We start from the raw sequence: 20,069 nt of genomic DNA, 5'->3' as shown, positions 1-20,069 counted from the left end.
TCATGGCCCTCGATCCCCTCCACGCCCTGCAGGCCGCGAACCGCGCGGTCCCGCCGGTGGCCGCGCCGCCCGCCGGCACGCTGCTGATCGCGGGTGCGACCGGCGCGCTCGGCCAGGAACTGCTGCACCGGCTCGCGGGCCGCCACCGCTTCCAGCGCACGCGCGTGCTGGCGCGCGAGCCCATGCACGACGGGCTGCCCGGCGTCGAGACGGTTCAGTGCCCGGCGCTGCCGATCGCGCAATGGCCGCCCGTCGCGGCCGATGTGGCGGTGATCGCCTTCGACCCGCCGCGCCTGTACCACGGCCGCGAGCGAGCGCTGTGGCACCCCGAACCTGCCGACCTGCCCGAGCTGGCGCGCTGGCTGCGTGCCAGCGGCGTGCGCACGCTGGCCATCGTGCAGCCGCACGACCGCGGCCGGCTGCCCGAGGCGCTCAAGCGCGGGCTGGCCAGCCTCGACGAGCAGGCCGTGGTCGCCTGCGGCTTCGAGCGCGTGATCCTGCTGCGCTCGGCGCGCAAGCCCACCGCCGTGCGCCTGGCCAACATGGGCGAGCGGCTGGCGGCCTGGATGCTGTCGATCATGCGGTTCATGGTGCCGGCCAACGAACAGCCGGTGCGCGCGCCCAAGATGGCCGAGCTGGTCGACCTCGCGCTGCGCGTGGCGCCGCCGGGCGTGCACGTGGCGGCGCCCGAGATGGTGTGGCAGGCCGCGCAGGGCGCCACCGAGGCGGCGGCGCGCGCGTGGCTGATTCCCGCGTCCGTCCCCGAAGCCCCCGCGGCCCAGTCACCTGCTGCCACATGGCCGTGACACGGGCAGGGCAAAATCCGCCACACCCCCTTCGCTCTCGCCCTTCACCGCCATGCCCAAGACCCCTTTCCGCGCCGCCGCGGCCATCGGCGGCACTGCCGACGATGTCGAGGCCGCCTTCTATGAAGCGCTGCAACGCGGCGATGTCGATGCGCTGATGGCCTGCTGGGCCGACGAGGACGAGGTGTTCTGCGTCCACCCGGGCGGCCCACGGCTGGTGGGCGCGGTGGCGATCCGCGCGGCCTTCGAGCAGATGTTCGGCAACGGTGCGATCCATGCGACGCCGGCGCGCGTGCGCAAGATCGAGTCGCTGGCGAGCGCCGTGCACAACGTGCTGGAGCGCATCGAGGTGCTCACGGCCGAGGGGCCGCGCCATGCCTTCGTGCTGGCCACCAACGTGTATCACAAGACCGCGCAGGGTTGGCGCCTGGTGGCGCACCACGCGAGCCCGGGCAGCGCGCGCGAGCCGGACGATGCGAACGATACGCCGCAGGTTCTTCACTGAGTCCTGCCCCCGAGCGATGGCCTCTCCCTTTCCTTCTTCCTCTTTCTCTCCGGATTCCGCGTCGCCCGTTGCATACGACGCGATGGGCTACGACGCCCCGCGCTGGCTGCCCGGCGGCAACCTGCAGACCATCTGGGCCGCGCTGTGCGCGCGCCGCTTCGACGGGGCGGCGCCGGTGTACCGCCGCGAGCGCTGGACCGCGCCGGACGGCGACTTCATCGACGTCGACTTCGCCGACGCGCCGCAGCCCGGCCCCCGGCCGCTGCTGGTGCTGTTCCACGGGCTCGAAGGCTCCTCGCGCAGCCACTACGCCGAGGCCTTCGCGGCCTTTGCCGCGTCGCGTGGCATGGCCTTCGCGGTGCCGCACTTTCGCGGCTGCAGCGGCGAGCTGAACCTCGCACCGCGCGCCTACCACTCGGGCGACCACGAGGAGATCGACTGGATCCTGCGGCGCATGCACGCGCAGCACGTGGTGCAGGGCGGCGGCGGGCCGGTGCTGGCGGCCGGCGTGTCGCTGGGGGGCAATGCGCTGCTGCGCTGGGCCTGCGAGGCCGGCGAGACCGCGCGCGCCTCGGTCGACGCGGTGGCATCGGTGTGCGCGCCGCTCGACCTGGCGGCGGGCGGCGAGGCGATCGGGCGCGGCTTCAACCGGCTGGTCTACACGCGCATGTTCCTCGCGACCATGAAGCCCAAGGCGCTGGCCAAGCTGGCGCAGTTCCCGGGCCTGTTCGACCGCGACCGGCTGATGGCGGCGCGCGATCTCTACGACTTCGACGACGTCTTCACGGCACCGCTGCACGGCTTTCGCAACACCGACGACTACTGGGCGCGCGGCTCGTCCAAGCCGCTGCTGGGCGCGATCCGCGTGCCCGCGCTCGTGGTGAACGCGCGCAACGATCCCTTCATTCCGGCCCGCAGCCTGCCCGGGCCCAGCGAGGTCGGGTCGCACGTCACGCTGTGGCAGCCCGCGGGTGGTGGCCACGTGGGCTTTCCGCTCGGCCTGCCGCCGGGGCATGTGGGCGGAATGCCCGAGCGCGTGGGCGGGTGGCTGGCCCACCATCTCTCGTCGACGCGGGCGCAAAATACGGTCCATGGATGACATCGTCAAACAGGCATTGGCCAAGTGGCCGAACGTGCCGCACTGCTACGGCTGGCTGGGCCTGGACGCGCGCGGCAACTGGTACATGCGCGACGACCGCACGCAGGCGCAGGGGCCGTTCCGCAGCGCCAAGGGCTCGATGCTGCGGCACGACAAGCTGATCGACTTCATCCACCGCAACTACGAGCACGACGCCGACGGCCAGTGGTTCTTCCAGAACGGGCCGCAGCGCGTGTATGTCGAGCTGGAGGCGGCGCCGCTGGTGTGGCGCGTGGCGCAGCAGGGCGCGAAGACGTTCACGGTCACGGCCCACACGGGCGCGCCGGCCGAGGTGACGGGCTGCCTGCTCGATGAGCAGGGCCGGCTCTATCTGGTTGCGCCGGCAGGGCTCGGGCTGGTGCACACGCAGGACGTGGGCATCGCCGCCGAAGCGATCGAGCAAGGCATCTGGACGCCGGAGGCGGTGCAGGCGGCCGACCTGCCGGGGCGCTTCGGGCATGTGCTGAGTCCGGCAGAACGCCATGCCACTGCGGCTGTATAGCTATTGAAAAGATAGCAATCCGGGCCATCCGGGCATAAAAAAACCGGCCTCGAGGCCGGTTTTTTTGTGGGCGCGCGAGGCGCCGTCGATCAATAAATTGCTTACTTGGCCGGCGCGCTGGCTGCTTCAGCAGCAGCAGGTGCACTGGCCGCAGCCGAAGCACCTTCGGCCGGCGCGGCAGCCGCTGCCGGACGGTCCGGCACCGGGAACTTGGCGCCGCCGGCGTTGGCCAGGTACACCACGGCACGGCCGATTTCGATGTCTTCGAAGTCGCCGCCGCCCTGGGCGGGCATCGCGCCCTTGCCCTTGAGCGCGTGCTCGAGCAGCGTTGCGTAGCCTTGGCCGATGCGCGGGCCCCAGGCTGCGGCGTCGTTCAGGTGCGGGGCGCCGGGGATGCCGGGTGCGCCGTGGCAGGCCACGCACTGGGCCTTGAACACGGCTTCGCCGAGGGCCAGCGGCCGGTTCGCGTCACGGATCTCGATGGAGCCGACCTTCTTCAGGCGCTCGGCCACTTCACGGTCGCGCGATTCCTTGGTCACGCCGTAGAGCGCCATGTTGTCGCCCTCCGCGGTACCGGCGGGCTTGGTGCCCGAGACCACATAGGACACGAGGCCCACGATGATCAGGATCGGAATGATGAAAGAGAAAAATACCGCGAGCAGCAGTTGCTTCGGGTTCTTGATCGGGCCGGTATGGGCTTCTTCTGTGGCCTGGTTGTGCGGGTCTGCGCTCATGGCGTCCTCAATAACGGGGGGCTCGTCGGGGGCTTTTTCTAACCAACCGGCGATTATAGAGAGGCCCTTTGCCCGCGCGGGCAATTGACCTCTCCATATCGGACGCGCAGGTGTCTCAACCGTTGTTGCGTGTGGTCCAGCCGCCACCCAGCGTCTTGTACAGCGTGACCTGGTTCTGCAATTGCAGCAGGCGCGTGGCCACGGCCGATTGCTGCGCCGTGAACAGCGAACGCTGTGCGTCGAGCAGGTCGAGCGCACTGGCGATGCCGTTGCGATAGCGCAGGTCGGAGAGCTTGTAGCGCACCGCCTCGGCGTCGGCCTGAGCGGTCTGCGCGCGTGCCTGCTCGCCCAGCGTGGCGCGGCCCGCGAGCGCATCGGCCACTTCGCGGAAGGCGGTCTGCACCGACTTCTCGTACTGCGCCACCGCGATCTCGCGCCCGGCCTTGGCCGAGTTGAGCCCCGCGATGTTGCGGCCCGCATCGAAGATCGGCAGCGTGACCGTGGGCGCGAAGCTCCAGGCCTTGGTGCCGCGGTCGAACAGGCCCGAGAACTCGCTGCTCGCGGTGCCGATCGAGCTCGTGAGCGACACGCGCGGGAAGAAGTTCGCGCGCGCAGCGCCGATGTTGGCGTTGGCTGCGATCAGCTGCTGCTCGGCCGCACGGATGTCGGGCCGCTCGGTCAGCAGGTCGGAGGGCAGGCCGGCCGGCACGTCGGGCATCGGGCGGATGCCCGCGAGTCCCTTGGCGCCACCGGCGGTGGCTTCGGCCGGCACCGGCGCGCCGAGCAGCAGGGCGAGTGCGTTCTCATCCTGCAGGCGGGCGCGCTGCTGCTGCGCATAGGCGGCGCGTGCGGTCTCGGCCTGCGAGTTCGCGGCCTGGAAGTCGATCTCGGACGACACGCCGTTGTCGAAGCGCAGCTTGGTCAGGCGCACCGACTCGTCGCGCGTGACCATCGTCTGGCGCGTGATCTCGAGCAGCTCGTCGTCGGCCAGCAGCGTGAGCCAGCCGCTGGCCACGGCCGCGATCAGGCTGATCTGCGCGGCCTTGCGCGACTCTTCGGTGGCGAGGTACTGCGACAGCGCCTGGTCCTTCAGCGCGCGGATGCGGCCGAAGAAGTCGAGCTCCCACGCGGTGAAGCCGAAGTTGACCGCGTACTGCGAGGCCACGCTGCCCTGGCTGGGATCGATCGCCTGGTAGGCGTTGGGGCTCGAGCGCGAGCCCGTGCCCGTGAGACCGAGTGCCGGGAACAGCGCCGAGCGTTCGATCTGGAACTGCGCGCGCGCCTGCTCGATGTTGAGCACCGACACGCGCAGGTCGCGGTTGTTTGCCAGCGCCGTCTGGATCAGGCCCGCCAGCCGCGGGTCGGTGAAGAAGTCCTGCCACGGCAGGGCGGCTGCGGCGGGGCCCGACGGCTGCGCCGGGTCGCCCGGGTAGGTCGTCGGCACCGGCGCCGCGGGGCGCTCGTAGGTCGGGATCAGCGAGCAGCCTGCCAGCAGCATCGCGGCGGCCAGCACGGTGGGGATCAGAGGTTTCTTAGTCATGGTGTGTGGTGTCTCCCGTGATGCCGGCAGCTGCCGCATGCCGCTTGTCGGCCTCGTGCTGGCGCGCGCTGCCCTTGAACAGCGTGCGCACCACCACGAAGAACACCGGCACGAAGATCACGGCCAGGACCGTGCCGGTCACCATGCCGCCGAGCACGCCGGTGCCGATGGCACGCTGGCTCGCCGAGCCTGCGCCCGAAGCCAGGACCAGCGGCAGCACGCCCAGGCCGAAGGCCAGCGAGGTCATGATGATGGGACGGAACCGCAGGTGCGCGGCCTCGAGCGCGGCCTCGACCACGCCGCGGCCCTGCGCCTGCAGGTCTTTCGCGAACTCGATGATCAGAATCGCGTTCTTCGCGGACAAGCCGATGATGGTGATCAGGCCCACCTGGAAGTACACGTCGTTGGAATAGGCGCGCAGCATCGTCGCCACCAGCACACCCAGCACGCCCAGCGGCACCACCAGGATCACCGACAGCGGGATCGACCAGCTCTCGTACAGCGCGGCCAGGCAGAGGAACACCGCCAGGATCGCGAAGCCGTACAGGATCATGGCCTGCGAGCCGGCGAGCTTTTCTTCACGCGACTGGCCGGTCCACTCGAAGCCGAAGCCTTGCGGCAGCTGGCCGGCGAGCTTTTCCATCTCGGCCATGGCCGCGCCCGTGCTCTGGCCCGGCGCCGCGTCACCGCTGATGCGGATGGCGGGGTAGCCGTTGTAGCGCACGGTCTGCGTGGCGCCCGAGACCCACTTGGTGGTCGCGAAAGCCGACAGCGGCACCGGCTGGCCCTTGGTGTTGACGGCGTTCAGGCGCAGCAGGTCGTCCGGCTGCATCCGTGCCGGCGCATCGGCCTGCACCACCACGCGCTGCAGGCGGCCGCGGTTCGGGAAGTCGTTGATGTAGCTCGAACCCAGCGAGGTCGACAGCGCACTGTTGATCGCGTCGAAGCTCACGCCCAGGGCGTTGGCCTTGTCGCGGTCGATGTCGATCTCCAGCTGCGGCGCGTCTTCCAGGCCGTCAGGGCGCACCTGCGCGAGGATCTTGCTCTGCGAGGCCATGCCCAGCAGCTGGTTGCGCGCGTTGATCAGCGCCTCGTGGCCCGCGCCCGCGCGGTCTTGCAAGCGGAAGCTGAAGCCGCTGGCGTTGCCCAGCTCGGGAATCGGCGGCGGGCTCAGCGGGTAGATGAAGGCGTCGCGGATGCCCGACAGCGCACCGAAGGCACGGCCGGCCAGCGCACTGGCCGAGTTGGCCGGGTCCTTGCGTTCTTCCCAGTCCTTCAGCGTCACGAAGGCGAGGCCTGCGTTCTGGCCCTGGCCGGAGAAGCTGAAGCCCATCACGCTCACGATGCTCTGCACTTCAGGCTGCTTCAGGATGAAGCCTTCGACCTGTTGCATCACCGACAGCGAGCGCTCCTGCGTCGCGCCCGGGGGCAGCTGCACGTTCACGATGATGTTGCCCTGGTCTTCCTCGGGCAGGAACGAGCTCGGCAGGTGCGTGTAGAAGTACGCGACGGCGCCGATGATCGCGGCGTAGATCACGAGGTAGCGTGCGGCGCGGCGCAGGATGCGCGCGACCACGCCTTCGTAGCCCTTGGCCGTGCGCGAGAAGCCGCGGTTGAACCAGCCGAAGAAGCCGCGCTTCTCATGGTGGTGGCCGGCTTCCACCGGCTTGAGCAGCGTGGCGCACAGCGCCGGCGTGAGCGACAGCGCCATGAAGGCCGAGAAGCCGATCGAGGCCACCATCACCGCCGAGAACTGGCGGTAGATGTTGCCGGTCGAACCCGCGAAGAAAGCCAGCGGCACGAACACCGAGATCAGCACCACGGTCACGCCGATGATGGCGCCCGAGATCTGCTGCATTGCCTTGCGCGTGGCGTCGAGCGGCGACAGCCCCTCTTCGCTCATGATGCGCTCGACGTTCTCCACCACCACGATGGCGTCGTCCACCACGATACCGATCACCAGCACCATGCCGAACATGGTGAGCACGTTGATCGAGAAGCCCAATGCGAGCAGCGTGGCGAAGGTGCCCAGCAGTGCAATGGGCACCACGATCGTCGGGATGATCGTGTAGCGCCAGTTCTGCAGGAACAGGAACATCACCAGGAACACCAGCGCGATGGCTTCGAACAGCGTCTTCACCACTTCGGAGATCGAGATCTGCACGAAGCGCGAGCTGTCATAAGGAATGTCCCACTTCACGCCCTTGGGGAAGTAGCGCTCCAGCTCGGCCATCTTGGCGCGCACGGCCTTGGCCGACTTCAGCGCGTTGCCGGTGGGCGTGGGCTGCACGCCGATACCGACCGCGGGCACGCCGTTCAGGCGTGCGGAGGTGGCGTAGTTCTGGCCGCCGAGTTCGACGCGCGCCACGTCCTTCAGGCGCACGGTCGAGCCGTCGGTGTTGGCGCGCAGCACGATGTTCTGGAACTGCTCGACGCTGTTGAGCTGGCCGTTCACCGTGACGGTGGCGGAGATCGCCTGGCCGGGGATGTTCGGCAGGTCGCCGAGCGTGCCCGAGGCCACCTGGGCGTTCTGCGCGCGGATTGCGGCATTGACGTCGTTGGCCGACAGGTTGAAGCCTTGCAGCTTCGCCGGGTCAATCCAGATGCGCATCGCGTTCTCGGAGCCGAACAGCTGGGCCTGGCCCACGCCGTCGATCCGCTGCAGTTCCGGCACGATGTTGCGCGCGGCGTAGTCACCGAGCGCCACCGGGTCGAAGTCGGGGTTGTCCGAGGACAGCATCGCGAACAGCAGGAAGTTGTTGCGCGACTTGTCCACGCGCACGCCCTGCTGCGTCACGGCCGAGGGCAGCCGCGGCGTGGCGCGCGAGAGCCGGTTCTGCACGTCCACCTGCGCGAGGTCTTCGTTGGTGCCGGCCTCGAAGCTGATGGTGATGGCGCCGGTGCCGTCGGCCTGGGCCACCGATTCCATGTAGATCAGGCCGGGCGAGCCGTTCATCTCGCGCTCGATCACGGACAGCACGCTGTCCTCGAGGGTCTGCGCGGAGGCACCGGGGTACGCGACGTTGATCACGATGGCCGGCGGGGCCACCGGCGGGTACTGCGAGATCGGCAACTGCGTGATGGCGACGCCGCCCACCACGATGATGAACAGTGCGATCACCCACGCGAAGATAGGTCGGTCGATAAAGAATTTGGCCATGCGAGGCGCTCCTGATTACTTCTTGTCAGCCGGGGCCGAAGCCGGGCTGGCGGCGGGTGCCGCTGCGGCAGCAGACGCTGCCGGTGCCGCGGGTGCAGCCGCGCCGTTGGGCGTCGGCTTCTGCCACGGCACCGCCTTCACGGGCGTGCCGGGCGGCATCATCTGCAGGCGCTGGAAGCCGTCGACCATCACCTGTTCGCCGGCCTTCAGGCCGTCGAGCACCACCCACTGGTTGTCCTTGGCGGCGCTGATCTTCACGGTGCGCTGGCTCAGCTTGCCGTCGGCGCTGACCACCGTCACGTGGTCGCCCTGCTGGGTGCGCGTGACGGCCTGTTGCGGCACCGTGATCGCGTTCGTCACCTGGGCCTGCTCGAGCTTCACGCGCACGTACAGGCCGGGCAGCAGCTCGCCCTTGGGGTTCGGGATCTCGGCGCGCAGCGTGACCTGGCCCGTGGTCGGGTCGACCGTGAGGTCGGAGAACAGCAGCTTGCCGTCCTGCCCGTAGTCGGTGCCGTCTTCGAGCACCACGCGGATGCTCGCGGCTTCTTCGCCGCTGGCACGCTTGTACTGGCCGGCGGCCACGGCGCGGCGCAGCTTGAGCACGTCGGAGGCCGACTGCGTGAAGTTCACGTACAGCGGGTTGATCTGCTGCACCACGGCCAGCTCGGTGGCGTCGCCCTGGCCGACCAGTGCGCCTTCGGTGACCAGCGCGCGGCCGATGCGGCCTGCGATGGGCGAGGTGACATCGGCGTAGCCCTGGTTGATCTTGGCGGTCTGCAGCAGCGCGCGGTTGGCGGCCACGTCGGCGTCGGCCGTCTTGGCGGAGGCCACGGCCGTCGCGTATTCCTGCTTGCTCACGGCGTTGGCTTCGACCAGCGGCTTGTAGCGGTCGGCCAGAGCCTTGGCCTGCACGGCGTTGGCTTCGGCGCGGGCCAGGGCGGCCTGGGCGTTCTGCGTGGCGGCCACCAGCGGTGCGGGGTCGATGCGGAACAGCAACTGGCCGGCCTTCACGTCGCTGCCTTCGCGGAACTCGCGCTTGAGCAGGATGCCCGGCGTGCGGGCGCGCACCTGGGCGATGCGCGAGGCTTCGAGGCGGCCGGGCAGCTCGGTCACGAGGCCCACGTCGGTGGGCTTGACCGTCACCACGCCGACTTCAGGCGCCGGACGGGCGCCACCGCCACCGCCGCCCGGTCCGGCCGGGGCCTCGCCCTTGCCGCAGGCGGCCAGGAACAGGAGGGAGACGAGGGCCACGGTCGCGAGACGCGGCGAAAACGACAAGGACGGTTGACGCGAGACATGCAGAAGAGGCATGTGATTCCTTTGATGCGAAGACGGGAGATGGCGCGTTTGCGGGAGAGATCCGTAAACCAGCACGGGCAGGTGGGCCATCCGAGAAGCGCGCTAGTTTACATACATTCATGGATGTATAGTGACAGCCATGCAATGGCCCCACGATACGCAAAGGGCGTTCGCTTTACAAATCAGGAGACTTGGTGGCACGTCGTACGAAGGAAGAAGCACTGGCGACGCGGAATCGATTGCTCGATGCCGCGGAACTGCTGTTTCAGGCGCAAGGTGTTTCGCAGACCACGCTGCAGCAGATCGCGCAGCAGGCCGGCGCGACCCGGGGCGCCATCTACTGGCACTTCAAGGACAAGGCCGATCTGTTCAACGCCATGATGGAGCGCGTGATCCTGCCGCTGGAGACGCCGCCAAAGAGCGACATCCCCGGCGATGACCCGCTGGTCGAGATCGAGGAAGGCCTGATCCATGCGCTGACGCTCATGGTCGCCGACCCGCAGGTGCGGCGCGTGTTCGACATCGCGACCCACAAGGTCGAGTACACGCACGACATGGCCTCGGTGCAGCAGCGCCACTTGGACGCGCGCAACGCCTGCGTGGTCGATTTCGAAAAGGCCCTGCGGCTGGCCGCGCGGCGCGCCCGCATCCGGCTGCCGTTGCCGGGTGCGGTCGCGGCGCAGGGCATGCACGCCCTGATGGGCGGGCTGATCCAGAACTGGCTGCTCGACCCCACGGCCTTCGACCTCGTGTCGACCGGCCGGCGCACCTTCCGCGTCTACCTGGCCGGGCTCGGTTTTCCGCGCACGCCGGCCGGTGGCGTCCCGACGGCGCACGACGCGGAAACTGCCGCGGCCTGATAGGCCATAATGTGTGGCTCCGGTGCATTCCGGAGCACCCCTCTCGCTGTATTTCAACGGATAGAATTCGGCCCTCCGAAGGCTGAGATCCAGGTTCGATTCCTGGCGGCGGGACCACCTTCAAGACCGGAAATTCCGCAAGGGCTTCCGGTTTTTTCACTTCTTCCCCGAACCGGCCCGGCCTTGCGCGACAAGGCCGATCCGGAGATCCGCGCGACCGGGCCGTGACACGCCGTTGCACCCTGTCACCCGGACGCACGCATGTAAAAATTCCCCGCATGATGGAGCTCTCCGAACTGGACGAAACCAGCCTCGCAGCACACGCCGCCGAATGGCGTCGGCGCGCGCTGCGCGGCGAGAAACAGGCCCGCGGCATCGCACATGCCTTGGAGGCCGAGATGCGCCGCCGCTTCGGCGATTCGATTCCGCCGAGCCAGAGCGCCGACCTGGACACCCGCCCCCTGGCCCTGCGCCAGCCGCCGCGCCCGTGGTGGAAGTTCTGGTGAGCCGGCCGCGCGCCTTCGTCGCCTGATCTGACATCCCTCGCAGCCGGTCATCGGTTGCAGCGCCCCGCCGGCCCTGACACCATGGCCGCATGGCATACCAACTTCATTACTGGCCCACGATCCAGGGCCGCGGCGAATTCGTGCGGCTCGCACTCGAAGCAGCGGGCGCGGACTACGTCGATGTCGCGCGGCTGCCCGCCTCGCAAGGCGGCGGCGAGTCCGCGCTGGGCCGACGGCTCGGCGATCCCGGCAACCCGCGCGCCGCGTTCGCACCGCCGTTCCTCGTCGACGGCGACATCGTGGTCGGCCAGACCGCAGCGATCCTGCTGTACCTCGGCCCCAAGCTCGGGCTGGCCGGCATCGGCGAATCCGACGGGCTGTGGACGCATCAGCTGCAGCTCACCATCGCCGACGCGGTGGCCGAGGCGCACGACACCCACCACCCGATCTCGACCGGCGACTACTACGAAGACCAGCGCGACGCGGCCCTGCAGCGTGCGCGGGCCTTCCGCGAGGCGCGCATTCCGAAGTTCCTGAACTGGTTCGAGCAGGTGCTGCAGCGCAACCCTTCGGGCGACCTGCACCTGGTCGGCGACGTGCTGACCTATGCCGACCTGTCGCTGTTCCAGCTGGTGGAGGGGCTGCAGTACGCCTTTCCCAAGGCTGCCGCGCGGGCGCTCGCCGCCACGCCTGCGGTCGTGAAGCTGCACGCCAACATCCGGCGACGCCAGCGCGTGCACGACTACCTGCGCAGTCCGCGCCGCATTGCGTTCAACGAGGACGGGATCTTTCGGCGCTATGCCGAACTGGACGGCTGAGGCTAGTCGTCGCCAGCTTCGTTGCGGATGCGCAGCGCCAGCTCGTACAGCGTGTTGCGCGGCGCACCGCTGATCTCGGCGGCCAGCTTCACGGCCGTCTTCACCGGCAGTTCCGCCAGCAGCAGGCGCAGCACGCGCTCGCCTTCCGCGCCGCCGTCGCCGCTCACCGCCACGGGGTGCAGCACCAATGCGAACTCGCCGCGCGTGCGGTCGCGGTCGGCGCCGAACCAGTCGGGCAGCGCGCTGGCGGCCACGGTGGCGATTTCTTCGAACTGCTTGGTGAGCTCGCGGCCGACGGTGATGCGGCGCTCGCCCAGCACGGCCAGCGCGCGGGCCAGGCTGTCGATGCGGTGCGGCGCTTCCAGCAGCACCACGGCGCGCGGCTCCTGCGCGAGGGCCTGCACGGCGGTGTCGCGCTCGCCGGCCTTGCTCGGCAGGAAGCCCGCGAACACGAAGGCGCTGCTGTTGTGCGCGTGGCTGCTCTCGCCGCCGTCGGCCACCAGCCCCGCCGCGCTCACGAGCGTGACGACGCTGCTCGCGCCCGGCAGCGGCAGCACGCGCTGGCCGGCCGCGCGCACGGCGGCGGCCAGGCGCGCGCCGGGGTCGCTCACGCCGGGCGTGCCGGCGTCGCTCACGTAGGCGATGCGCTCGCCCTGCGCGAGCCGCGCGACCACGGCCTGCGCGGCCTCGGCCTCGTTGTGCTGGTGCACCGCGAGCAGTTGGGCGCCGGGGCGGTCGATGCCGTAGGCGCGCAGCAGGCTCTGCGTGTGGCGCGTGTCCTCGCAGGCGACGGCGTCCACCAGCTGCAGCACATGCAGCGCGCGCAGCGTGATGTCGGCCAGGTTGCCGATCGGCGTGGCGACGACGTACAGCGTGCCCTGCGGATAATGCTGCGCGCCCGCGGCGTCGAGCGCGGCCGGCAGGGCCGCGCCGAAGGAAGCAGGGGCGAGTGAGGCCAAGAGGTTTCTCCGTAGGGCAGCGAAAACAAAAAAACAGGGCAGGGAGCCATGACGGCAAGCACCACGACGACGAAGCATCGCGGCGATGCGGCGGAAGACGCCGCGCTCGACCACCTGCGCCGGGCCGGCCTCGTGCCGGTCGCGCGCAATTATCGGACGCCGGGGCGCGGCGGCGGCGAGGTCGACCTGATCATGCGCGATCCGCGCGACGGCACCCTGGTGTTCGTCGAAGTGCGACAGCGCAGCGCGGCCTCGCACGGCGGCGCGGGCGGCAGCATCACGGCGGGCAAGCAGCGGCGCATCGTGCTGGCCGCGCGGCACTACCTGGGCCGTTTGCGCGCATTGCCGCCATGCCGTTTCGATGTGGTGCTGATCGAGGAGAAAATCACCTGGCTGAAAGCCGCCTTCGATGCCGGCTGACGCACCCGCCAGGGAACTGAAGCCTTGCTGAAGGCTCCACCACTCAAACTTCTTGTTTCACGACCCCCAGTTATCATCGCGCCCCATGCTCGAGCAACGGATTCAGCAGCACTTCATCGACAGTGCCGACCTCAAATACCAGACCGGCCCGGTCCTCAGCAAACCCATCTCTCAAGCGATGCAGGCCCTGCTGGCCTGCGTGACCAGCGGCGGCAAGGTGCTGGCCTGCGGGGCCGGCGTGTCGGGCCTGCTGGCCGCGCAGTTCGCGTCGAACTTCGTGGGCCGCTTCGAACGCGAGCGGCCCGAGCTGGGCGCCATCGCACTGCCCGGCGACACCACCGACCCGGCGGCCGACAGCCCGCAGGCCGCCGATGCCGATCGCTTCGCGCGCCAGGTGCGCGCGCTCGGCCAGGCCGGCGACGTGCTGCTGGTGCTCAGCGCCAGCGGGCAGTCGTCCGCGGTGCTGGCCGCCGTGCTTTCCGCGCATGAGCGCGACATGACGGTGGTGGCGCTGCTCGGCAACGCCGCCACGGGGCTGGCCACCGCGGCGCCCGGCGTCGGCGGCACTGGCGGCGCCATCGGCCGCGCGCTGCGCGAAACCGATGTACAGATCAGCGTGCCGCACGAGCGTGCGGCGCGCATTCACGAAATCCACCTGCTCGCGCTGCATTGCCTGTGCGACGGCGTGGATGCCCAGTTACTCGGAGAACAGGAAGTTTCCTCATGACCATGACGACCCTGACCAAGGCCTCGACCCAACGTTTCGCCCTGGCGCTCACCATGGGCGCCGCCCTGGTGGCCGGACTGTCCGCCTGCGTGCCGCTCGTCGTGGGCGGCGCCGCGGTGGTGGGCGTGGGCATGGTGGCGACCGACCGCCGCAGTTCGGGCGCCCAGCTCGACGACCAGGGCATCGAGCTGCGCGCCGCGGCCCGCGTGCGCGACATCGCCAACGACAACATGTACGTGAGCGTCACCAGCTTCAACCGCCAGGTGCTGCTGACCGGCGCCGTCGGCAACGACGCCGACCGCCGCCGCGTCGAGGACGAGGTGAGCCGCGTGGTCAACGTGCGCTCGGTGGTGAACGAACTCACCATCGGCGCCCCGAGCACCTTCCAGGACCGCTCGAACGACCTGTACATCACCGGCAAGGTGAAGGCCTCGCTGCTCGACGCCAAGGACATCTTCGCCAACTCCTTCAAGGTCGTGACCGAGCGCAGCACGGTCTACCTGATGGGCATCGCCACGCGTCGCGAAACCGACCGCGCCACCGAGATCACGCGCGGCGTGACGGGCGTGGCGAAGGTCGTGCGCGTGGTCGAGGTGGTGAGCGAGGCCGACCTCGCCGCGAGCCAGGCGGCCAACCAGTCCGCCGCGCAGCGCGGCGGCACGGGCCCCGCACCGGTGAGCAACGCGACGCCATCGACGCCGGGTGCTTCCTCCTCGGGTTCGCGCGTGCCGCTGCCGCCGATGGAGCCGCTGCCCGCGCCGGCCGGCGGTGCAACGACCTCGCCGGTCCGCTGAAACCAAAAAGCCCGCTTCCGCGGGCTTTTTTCATTTGAGCCGGATGATGAGGCTGGAGGTGTCCCAGCGCCTGCCGCCGGCCTGCTGCACGTCGGCATAGAACTGGTCGACCAGCGCCGTCACCGGCACGCGCGCGCCGTTGCGCTTGGCTTCGTCGAGCACCAGGCCCAGGTCCTTGCGCATCCAGTCGACGGCAAAGCCGAAGTCGAACTTGCCCTCGATCATGGTCTTGCCGCGGTTGTCCATCTGCCAGCTCTGGGCCGCGCCCTTGCCGATGACGCCGAGCACGGCTTCCATGTCCAGGCCGGCGCGCTGGCCGAAGGCGATGGCTTCCGACAGGCCCTGCACCAGCCCTGCGATGGCGATCTGGTTCACCATCTTCGCGAGCTGACCCGCGCCGCTGTCGCCCAGCAGCGTGACGGCGCGCGCGAAGGCCATGGCCACCGGACGGATGCGCTCGAACACGGCCGCGTCGCCGCCGCACATGACGGTGAGCGCGCCGTTCTGCGCACCCGCCTGGCCGCCCGACACGGGCGCGTCGATGAAGTGCAGGCCGCGCGCCTGCGCCGCCTTCGACAGCTCGCGTGCCACGTCGGCCGAGGCCGTGGTGTGGTCCACGAGCACGGCGCCGGGCTTCATGCCGGCCAGGGCGCCGTCGTCGCCCAGCACCACCGAGCGCAGGTCGTCGTCGTTGCCGACGCAGCAGAACACGATGTCCGCGCCGGCCGCCGCTTCGCGCGGGGTGGGGGCGTGGCGGCCGGGGGCGCCGAACTCGGCGACCCAGGCCTGCGACTTGGCGGGCGTGCGGTTGTAGACCGTGACCGTGTGGCCGGCCTTGGCCAGGTGCCCGGCCATGGGCCCGCCCATGACGCCGAGGCCGAGGAAGGCCACCGTCTGGGCGGGAACGGATTCGTAGGTGCGGGGGTTGATGCTGCTCATGGCCGACAGCTTAAAGCCAAAGAAAGAAACAAGGCCGGCGCGCCCCGCGGTGCGCCGGCGGGGCGGCCTCAGACGATCGCGAAGTGCTCGGTGCCGGCCGCCAGGTCGGTGCTGCGCGCGCGCTGGCTGTTGAGCTTGATCTGCAGGCGCAGGTCGTTGGCCGAGTCGGCGTTGCGGATCGCCTCCTCGAAGTTGATCGCGTTGCCCTCGAACAGGTCGAACAGCGCCTGGTCGAAGGTCTGCATGCCCAGGTTGCGGCTCTTCTTCATGATCTCCTTGATCTCGCCCACTTCGCCCTTGAAGATCAGGTCGGAGATCAGCGGCGTGTTCAGCAGGATCTCGACGGCGGCCACGCGGCCCTGGCCGTCTTCGGTGGGCACCAGCCGCTGCGACACCAGCGAGCGCAGGTTCAGCGACAGGTCCATCAGGAGCTGCGCGCGGCGTTCTTCGGGGAAGAAGTTGATGATGCGGTCCAGTGCCTGGTTGGCGCTGTTGGCGTGCAGCGTGGCCATGCACAGGTGGCCGGTTTCGGCGAAGGCCACGGCGTGCTCCATGGTCTCGCGGTCGCGGATTTCGCCCATCAGGATCACGTCGGGCGCCTGGCGCAGCGTGTTCTTCAGCGCGGCTTCCCAGCTGTCGGTGTCGATGCCCACTTCGCGCTGCGTCACCACGCAGTTCTTGTGCGGGTGCACGAACTCGACCGGGTCTTCCACCGTGACGATGTGGCCGTACGAATTTTCGTTGCGCCAGTCGATCATCGCGGCCAGCGTGGTCGACTTGCCCGAACCCGTGGCGCCCACCAGGATGGTGAGGCCGCGCTTGGTCATCGCCACGTCCTTGAGCACCTGCGGCATGCCCAGGCCATCGATGGTCGGCAGCTTGGCGGGAATGGTCCGCAGCACCATGCCGACCTTGCCCTGCTGCACGAAGGCATTGACGCGAAAGCGCCCGATGCCGGTCGGCGAGATCGCGAAGTTGCACTCCTTGGTGCGCTCGAACTCGGCCGTCTGGCGGTCGTTCATGATCGAGCGCGTGAGCGCCAGCGTGTGCTGCGCGCCCAGCGCCTGCTGCGAGACCTTGGTGACCTTGCCGTCGACCTTGATGGCCGGCGGAAAGTCGGCGGTGATGAACAGGTCGCTGCCGTTGCGGCTCACCATGAGCTTGAGCAGGTCGTTGATGAACTGGCTGGCTTGATCGCGTTCCATGAGAGCGCTCCTTGATGTCTAGATTGAATCTGCAGGCGGCCGACCGCCGGGCCGCCCCAAGGCGGCCGCGCCTCCCCCTTGGGGGGTGGAGTTACACGAAGCGCAGCGAAGTGAAAAGCCGGGGGGCCTCATGACTAGCCGGGGAAGTTTTCTGGGATCTTGGCCTTGCCGCGCGCTTCGGCGGCAGAGATCGTATTGCGGCGCACCAGCTCCGTCAGGTTCTGGTCGAGCGTCTGCATGCCCGAGCCCTGGCCGGTCTGGATGGTGGAGTACATCTGCGCGACCTTGGCCTCGCGGATCAGGTTGCGGATGGCCGGCGTGCCCAGCATGATCTCGTGCGCCGCCACGCGGCCCTGGCCGTCCTTGGTCTTGCACAGCGTCTGCGAGATCACGGCCTGCAAAGACTCCGACAGCATCGCGCGGATCATTTCTTTCTCTTCGCCCGGGAACACGTCGATGATCCGGTCGATGGTCTTGGCGGCCGACGAGGTGTGCAGCGTGCCGAACACCAGGTGGCCCGTTTCGGCCGCGGTCATCGCCAGGCGAATGGTTTCGAGGTCGCGCAACTCGCCCACCAGGATCGCGTCCGGGTCTTCGCGCAGGGCGGAGCGCAGTGCGTTGGCAAACGACAGCGTCATCGGCCCCACCTCGCGCTGGTTGATCAGGCACTTCTTAGATTCGTGCACGAACTCGATCGGGTCTTCCACCGTGAGGATGTGGCCGTACTCGTTCTCGTTGAGGTAGTTCACCATCGCCGCCAGCGTGGTCGACTTGCCCGAGCCCGTGGGGCCCGTCACCAGCACGAGGCCGCGCGGCTTGAGCGCGAGTTCGCCGAAAATCTTCGGCGCGTTGAGCTGCTCGAGCGTGAGGATCTTCGAGGGAATGGTCCGGAACACCGCGGCCGCACCGCGCGCCTGGTTGAAGGCGTTCACGCGGAAGCGCGCGAGGCCGTCGATCTCGAACGAGAAGTCGACCTCCAGGAACTCTTCGTAGTGCTTGCGGTGCGTGTCGCTCATGATGTCGTACACCATGGCATGCACGGCCTTGTGGTCCAGCGCATCGACGTTGATGCGGCGCACGTCGCCGTTCACGCGGATCATCGGCGGCAGGCCGGCCGACAGGTGCAGGTCGGAGGCTTTGTTCTTGACGCTGAACGCCAGCAGTTGGGTGATGTCCACGGGGCTCCTCAGGCAGGCTTTAGTGACGTTTTGATACGAATTCGGAAGATTATGACGATGATTGGCGACGATCTCCAGCAAGTAAGGGCCCGGATCGACCGGGCCTGTGCGCAGGCCGGGCGCGACCCGGCGGCGGTGCGCCTGCTGGCGGTGTCCAAGACCTTCGGGCCGCAGGCCGTGCGCGAGGCGCACGCGGCCGGCCAGGCGGCCTTCGGCGAGAACTACGTGCAGGAGGGCCTGGACAAGATCGCCGCGCTGGCCGACCTGCGCGCGGGACTCGAATGGCACTGCATCGGCCCTCTGCAGAGCAACAAGACGCGGCCCGTGGCCGAGCAGTTCGACTGGGTCCACAGCATCGACCGCCTGAAGATCGCCGAGCGCCTGTCGGCCCAGCGCCCGGCCCATCTGCCGCCGCTGCAGGTGTGCCTGCAGGTCAACGTGGACGGCGGCGCGAACAAGTCCGGCGTGCCGCCGGAAGAGGCCTTGGCGCTCGCGCGCGCTGTGGCGGTCTTGCCACAGCTGACGCTGCGCGGGCTCATGGCGATCCCCGAACCCGCGCCCGATTTCGCGGCGCAGCGCGAACTGTGCCTGCGCGCGCACGCGCTGTTCGAATCGATCCGCGCGGCGGGCATCGCGCTGGACACGCTGTCGCTGGGCATGAGCGGGGACCTCGAGGCGGCGGTCAGTGCTGGCAGCACGATGGTGCGGGTCGGGACGGCGATCTTCGGCGGGCGGGCGGGCAAGCCCGCCTAGGGTCGGCTCAGACCCCCAGCGGCAAACGCGCGCTGCTCTTGACCTCTTCCATCACCGCATAGGTCCGCGTCTCGCGCACGCCGGGCAGCTGCCACAGCACGGTGCCGGCGAACTCGCGGTAGGCGGCCATGTCGGCCATGCGGGTCTTGAGGAGGTAGTCGAAGCCGCCGGCGACCATGTGGCATTCCATGATCTCGTCGCGCACCTGCACGGCGGCCTTGAACTGGTCGAAGACGTTGGCGGTGGTGCGGTCGAGCAGCACCTCGACGAACACGGTGAAGCCGCGCCCCAGCTTGTAGGGGTCGAGGCGGGCCTCGTAGCCCAGGATGAAGCCGTCGCGCGTGAGGCGCTGCACGCGCGCCAGCACGGCGGTGGGGGAAAGCGCGACCGCCTCTGCCAGCTTGAGGTTGGTGATGCGGCCGTCTTCCTGAAGGATCTTCAGCAGGCGCAGATCGATGCGGTCCAGATCAAGCATTCGAGGATTATCCGGCGCACACATCGATCGGCTGCAAGAAATGCGGCCTATTTGCCACGGCCATAGGAGATAGAACCAAGGAAATGCCGTTGGACTACCCTTTCGCAGTCAGTTGAACTACCGAAAGCCGTGGGTCACCGCATTCAACGCACCGTGGTCGAGCCCGGTGCGGCAGCCTGGCGGCCCGAGAGCTGGTCGACCAGTGCACCGTAGGCCGGGCCTTCGCGCAGCTTGGTGTAGGCGGCCTGGGCTTCGCGGTAGCCGGGGCGCGACGTGTCGGCGCCGGCTTCTCCCGACTGCTGGGCGGCCAGGCCCGAGCGGATCCACAGCTGCGTGTCGGCGACCACGGCGGCGCGGCTGTTGGCCGAGACCACGACCGGCTCCTGGCCCATGTTCTCGTTGTAGCCCTGGGTGGGCGCGGTCTTCAGCCACTGCTGGGCGTCGGCCGTCACGGCGGCGCGCGTCGTCGACGACGCGAAGGGCGCGGGACGCGGGTCGCCTTCGGCGTAGTTGCCGGCAAAGCTCGGCGCGGCGGCCAGGCCCAGCAGGGCGGCGACGGCGGCGGTGTTCAGCAGGCGGGTGGTGGCAGACAGCTTCATGTTCGTTCACTCCTTGAGGTGGTTGCTTGGTTGGTGAGAACGACTGTACGAAGCGCATCCACGCGACCGATAACGTCTGGATGACGGTTTTGTCATGTGCGTATCCACCTGCATCGGGCCGCGCCGAGAGGGACCGCAAGGGGCCTTCCAAC

At 69.2% G+C, this 20,069-nt stretch carries 21 protein-coding genes and 1 tRNA gene; 12 read left to right on the top strand and 10 right to left on the bottom strand.

Annotated features, from left to right (window positions below):
• The first annotated feature begins 2 nt into the window (after positions 1 to 2).
• The 4 genes from AC07OX_RS28165 (at position 3) to AC07OX_RS28150 (ending at position 2,951) form a co-directional block, all read left to right on the top strand.
• Entirely contained in the window at positions 3 to 806 is an 804-nt protein-coding gene (locus tag AC07OX_RS28165) for a Rossmann-fold NAD(P)-binding domain-containing protein (protein WP_495262895.1), read from the top strand.
• Between the two features lie 52 nt (positions 807 to 858).
• Entirely contained in the window at positions 859 to 1,311 is a 453-nt protein-coding gene (locus AC07OX_RS28160) for a YybH family protein (RefSeq protein ID WP_099793396.1), read from the top strand.
• 82 nt (positions 1,312 to 1,393) lie between these two features.
• On the top strand, positions 1,394 to 2,410 hold the full coding sequence (locus AC07OX_RS28155; RefSeq protein WP_495262896.1) for a YheT family hydrolase: 1,017 nt from the start codon (positions 1,394 to 1,396) through the stop codon (positions 2,408 to 2,410).
• Positions 2,403 to 2,951: a DUF2946 family protein gene (locus AC07OX_RS28150; RefSeq protein WP_495262897.1), complete on the top strand. Its 549-nt coding sequence runs from the start codon at positions 2,403 to 2,405 to the stop codon at positions 2,949 to 2,951. The genes AC07OX_RS28155 and AC07OX_RS28150 overlap by 8 nt, the downstream gene beginning before the upstream one ends.
• Before the next feature lie 101 nt (positions 2,952 to 3,052).
• On the opposite strand, the gene AC07OX_RS28145 is transcribed toward AC07OX_RS28150, so the two are convergent.
• The 4 genes from AC07OX_RS28145 to AC07OX_RS28130 form a co-directional block, all read right to left on the bottom strand.
• Positions 3,053 to 3,685 carry a c-type cytochrome gene (locus AC07OX_RS28145; RefSeq protein ID WP_489062070.1) on the bottom strand — a complete coding sequence of 211 codons (633 nt, stop codon included), beginning with the start codon at positions 3,683 to 3,685 and terminating at the stop codon, positions 3,053 to 3,055.
• A 115-nt stretch (positions 3,686 to 3,800) separates the two neighbouring features.
• Positions 3,801 to 5,225, bottom strand: coding sequence for an efflux transporter outer membrane subunit (locus tag AC07OX_RS28140; RefSeq protein WP_495262898.1), 1,425 nt, complete (start codon positions 5,223 to 5,225; stop codon positions 3,801 to 3,803).
• On the bottom strand, positions 5,218 to 8,385 hold the full coding sequence (locus tag AC07OX_RS28135; protein WP_062481757.1) for an efflux RND transporter permease subunit: 3,168 nt from the start codon (positions 8,383 to 8,385) through the stop codon (positions 5,218 to 5,220). The genes AC07OX_RS28140 and AC07OX_RS28135 overlap by 8 nt, the downstream gene beginning before the upstream one ends.
• Positions 8,386 to 8,400: 15 nt before the next feature.
• Positions 8,401 to 9,696, bottom strand: a complete 1,296-nt coding sequence (locus tag AC07OX_RS28130) for an efflux RND transporter periplasmic adaptor subunit (protein WP_062481754.1) — start codon at positions 9,694 to 9,696, stop codon at positions 8,401 to 8,403.
• Positions 9,697 to 9,875: 179 nt separating this feature from the next.
• Between AC07OX_RS28130 and AC07OX_RS28125 the strand changes: the two genes are divergently transcribed.
• The 4 genes from AC07OX_RS28125 to AC07OX_RS28110 all read left to right on the top strand — a co-directional run bounded on the left by AC07OX_RS28125 (position 9,876) and on the right by AC07OX_RS28110 (position 11,868).
• Positions 9,876 to 10,544: a TetR family transcriptional regulator gene (locus AC07OX_RS28125; RefSeq protein ID WP_062481751.1), complete on the top strand. Its 669-nt coding sequence runs from the start codon at positions 9,876 to 9,878 to the stop codon at positions 10,542 to 10,544.
• Positions 10,545 to 10,586: 42 nt separating this feature from the next.
• Positions 10,587 to 10,661: transfer RNA gene (locus AC07OX_RS28120), tRNA-Arg, on the top strand.
• Between the two features lie 161 nt (positions 10,662 to 10,822).
• Positions 10,823 to 11,050: a hypothetical protein gene (locus AC07OX_RS28115; RefSeq protein WP_062481748.1), complete on the top strand. Its 228-nt coding sequence runs from the start codon at positions 10,823 to 10,825 to the stop codon at positions 11,048 to 11,050.
• Between the two features lie 89 nt (positions 11,051 to 11,139).
• A complete protein-coding gene (locus tag AC07OX_RS28110) occupies positions 11,140 to 11,868 on the top strand; it encodes a glutathione S-transferase (protein ID WP_495262899.1) in 729 nt (242 codons plus the stop codon).
• Positions 11,869 to 11,870: 2 nt separating this feature from the next.
• Here AC07OX_RS28110 and rsmI read toward each other — a convergent pair whose 3' ends face one another.
• On the bottom strand, positions 11,871 to 12,827 hold the full coding sequence (gene rsmI, locus AC07OX_RS28105; protein WP_495262900.1) for a 16S rRNA (cytidine(1402)-2'-O)-methyltransferase: 957 nt from the start codon (positions 12,825 to 12,827) through the stop codon (positions 11,871 to 11,873).
• A gap of 48 nt (positions 12,828 to 12,875) precedes the next feature.
• Between rsmI and AC07OX_RS28100 the strand changes: the two genes are divergently transcribed.
• The 3 genes from AC07OX_RS28100 to AC07OX_RS28090 all read left to right on the top strand — a co-directional run bounded on the left by AC07OX_RS28100 (position 12,876) and on the right by AC07OX_RS28090 (position 14,768).
• A complete protein-coding gene (locus tag AC07OX_RS28100; protein WP_095950096.1) occupies positions 12,876 to 13,247 on the top strand; it encodes a YraN family protein in 372 nt (123 codons plus the stop codon).
• Positions 13,248 to 13,332: 85 nt separating this feature from the next.
• Positions 13,333 to 13,974 (top strand): SIS domain-containing protein, encoded by a 642-nt coding sequence (locus tag AC07OX_RS28095; RefSeq protein WP_062482322.1) that lies wholly within the window; start codon positions 13,333 to 13,335, stop codon positions 13,972 to 13,974.
• A complete protein-coding gene (locus tag AC07OX_RS28090; protein ID WP_495262901.1) occupies positions 13,971 to 14,768 on the top strand; it encodes a BON domain-containing protein in 798 nt (265 codons plus the stop codon). The genes AC07OX_RS28095 and AC07OX_RS28090 overlap by 4 nt, the downstream gene beginning before the upstream one ends.
• Positions 14,769 to 14,798: 30 nt before the next feature.
• On the opposite strand, the gene AC07OX_RS28085 is transcribed toward AC07OX_RS28090, so the two are convergent.
• From AC07OX_RS28085 to AC07OX_RS28075, 3 genes are all read right to left on the bottom strand, one after another.
• Positions 14,799 to 15,707 (bottom strand): NAD(P)-dependent oxidoreductase, encoded by a 909-nt coding sequence (locus AC07OX_RS28085; protein WP_492699597.1) that lies wholly within the window; start codon positions 15,705 to 15,707, stop codon positions 14,799 to 14,801.
• A gap of 68 nt (positions 15,708 to 15,775) precedes the next feature.
• On the bottom strand, positions 15,776 to 16,912 hold the full coding sequence (locus tag AC07OX_RS28080; protein ID WP_062482331.1) for a PilT/PilU family type 4a pilus ATPase: 1,137 nt from the start codon (positions 16,910 to 16,912) through the stop codon (positions 15,776 to 15,778).
• A 134-nt stretch (positions 16,913 to 17,046) separates the two neighbouring features.
• Positions 17,047 to 18,090 carry a type IV pilus twitching motility protein PilT gene (locus AC07OX_RS28075; protein WP_062482334.1) on the bottom strand — a complete coding sequence of 348 codons (1,044 nt, stop codon included), beginning with the start codon at positions 18,088 to 18,090 and terminating at the stop codon, positions 17,047 to 17,049.
• A gap of 51 nt (positions 18,091 to 18,141) precedes the next feature.
• On the opposite strand from AC07OX_RS28075, the gene AC07OX_RS28070 reads away from it, so the two are divergent.
• Positions 18,142 to 18,843: a YggS family pyridoxal phosphate-dependent enzyme gene (locus AC07OX_RS28070; protein WP_495262902.1), complete on the top strand. Its 702-nt coding sequence runs from the start codon at positions 18,142 to 18,144 to the stop codon at positions 18,841 to 18,843.
• A 7-nt stretch (positions 18,844 to 18,850) separates the two neighbouring features.
• Here AC07OX_RS28070 and AC07OX_RS28065 read toward each other — a convergent pair whose 3' ends face one another.
• A complete protein-coding gene (locus AC07OX_RS28065) occupies positions 18,851 to 19,318 on the bottom strand; it encodes an Lrp/AsnC ligand binding domain-containing protein (RefSeq protein WP_062478450.1) in 468 nt (155 codons plus the stop codon).
• Between the two features lie 143 nt (positions 19,319 to 19,461).
• On the bottom strand, positions 19,462 to 19,917 hold the full coding sequence (locus AC07OX_RS28060) for a hypothetical protein (protein ID WP_495262903.1): 456 nt from the start codon (positions 19,915 to 19,917) through the stop codon (positions 19,462 to 19,464).
• Positions 19,918 to 20,069 lie beyond the last annotated feature (152 nt).

Source organism: Variovorax sp. GW821-FHT09D07 (assembly GCF_059416345.1).
The sequence above is the reverse complement of the archived record's forward strand: the minus strand, read 5'-3'. Positions and strand labels throughout refer to the sequence as shown.

Excerpts from the sequence above, each read along its gene's own strand:
- AC07OX_RS28140 (WP_495262898.1), bottom strand. The coding sequence starts at position 5,225 with ATGACTAAGAAACCTCTGATCCCCACCGTGCTGGCCGCCGCGATGCTG.
- AC07OX_RS28165 (WP_495262895.1), top strand. The coding sequence starts at position 3 with ATGGCCCTCGATCCCCTCCACGCCCTGCAGGCCGCGAACCGCGCGGTC.
- AC07OX_RS28110 (WP_495262899.1), top strand. The coding sequence starts at position 11,140 with ATGGCATACCAACTTCATTACTGGCCCACGATCCAGGGCCGCGGCGAA.
- AC07OX_RS28085 (WP_492699597.1), bottom strand. The coding sequence starts at position 15,707 with ATGAGCAGCATCAACCCCCGCACCTACGAATCCGTTCCCGCCCAGACG.
- AC07OX_RS28100 (WP_095950096.1), top strand. The coding sequence starts at position 12,876 with ATGACGGCAAGCACCACGACGACGAAGCATCGCGGCGATGCGGCGGAA.
- AC07OX_RS28080 (WP_062482331.1), bottom strand. The coding sequence starts at position 16,912 with ATGGAACGCGATCAAGCCAGCCAGTTCATCAACGACCTGCTCAAGCTC.
- AC07OX_RS28135 (WP_062481757.1), bottom strand. The coding sequence starts at position 8,385 with ATGGCCAAATTCTTTATCGACCGACCTATCTTCGCGTGGGTGATCGCA.
- AC07OX_RS28070 (WP_495262902.1), top strand. The coding sequence starts at position 18,142 with ATGACGATGATTGGCGACGATCTCCAGCAAGTAAGGGCCCGGATCGAC.
- AC07OX_RS28060 (WP_495262903.1), bottom strand. The coding sequence starts at position 19,917 with ATGAAGCTGTCTGCCACCACCCGCCTGCTGAACACCGCCGCCGTCGCC.
- AC07OX_RS28145 (WP_489062070.1), bottom strand. The coding sequence starts at position 3,685 with ATGAGCGCAGACCCGCACAACCAGGCCACAGAAGAAGCCCATACCGGC.
- AC07OX_RS28065 (WP_062478450.1), bottom strand. The coding sequence starts at position 19,318 with ATGCTTGATCTGGACCGCATCGATCTGCGCCTGCTGAAGATCCTTCAG.
- AC07OX_RS28115 (WP_062481748.1), top strand. The coding sequence starts at position 10,823 with ATGATGGAGCTCTCCGAACTGGACGAAACCAGCCTCGCAGCACACGCC.
- AC07OX_RS28130 (WP_062481754.1), bottom strand. The coding sequence starts at position 9,696 with ATGCCTCTTCTGCATGTCTCGCGTCAACCGTCCTTGTCGTTTTCGCCG.
- AC07OX_RS28090 (WP_495262901.1), top strand. The coding sequence starts at position 13,971 with ATGACCATGACGACCCTGACCAAGGCCTCGACCCAACGTTTCGCCCTG.
- AC07OX_RS28155 (WP_495262896.1), top strand. The coding sequence starts at position 1,394 with ATGGGCTACGACGCCCCGCGCTGGCTGCCCGGCGGCAACCTGCAGACC.
- AC07OX_RS28095 (WP_062482322.1), top strand. The coding sequence starts at position 13,333 with ATGCTCGAGCAACGGATTCAGCAGCACTTCATCGACAGTGCCGACCTC.
- AC07OX_RS28150 (WP_495262897.1), top strand. The coding sequence starts at position 2,403 with ATGGATGACATCGTCAAACAGGCATTGGCCAAGTGGCCGAACGTGCCG.
- AC07OX_RS28160 (WP_099793396.1), top strand. The coding sequence starts at position 859 with ATGCCCAAGACCCCTTTCCGCGCCGCCGCGGCCATCGGCGGCACTGCC.